This window comes from Massilia sp. 05N420 (assembly GCF_056397205.1).
Genome location: NZ_JBFTMX010000238.1, coordinates 1 through 392, shown reverse-complemented (window position 1 = coordinate 392; position 392 = coordinate 1). Strand labels below are relative to the sequence as shown.

The window sequence follows — 392 nt, the reverse complement described above, 5'->3', positions numbered from 1 at the left end:
GAGCAGCGCAGCTTGTCAGCGCGGCCGCAGCGAGCAGACCGGCCGCCGTCAGTAATTTCGATGCGCTTCTTTTGATCTTCGTCATATCGGCCACCGCCTGATTGGGCTTCGTCATGATTGTGTCCCGCCGCATCGTTTTCATTTGTAGATAAACCCGATGGAACCGTGGAACTGAGCGTCGGCAACCGGCGCCTCGCGGCCGCCGTAGACCTTGTTCACCCGGTTCATGAAGAACGCCTGGCCATCATTTTCCGGGCTGAAATTGTCGTCGGGACGGTTGAGCAGATTGCGAGCGACCGGACGCACGAGATAGGGCGTCGCGATAATGACAAGCTCGGTTTCCTCACGCTGGACGCTGCGCTGGCGGAACAACGTGCCGAGCAGCGGGATCT

The 392-nt window shown here is 59.7% G+C and carries 1 pseudogene; it reads right to left on the bottom strand.

Features of this window, described 5'->3' with window-relative positions:
* Positions 1–138: 138 nt before the first annotated feature.
* Positions 139–392: pseudogene (locus tag AC1DIX_RS28135) on the bottom strand (hypothetical protein); the annotation flags it as partial.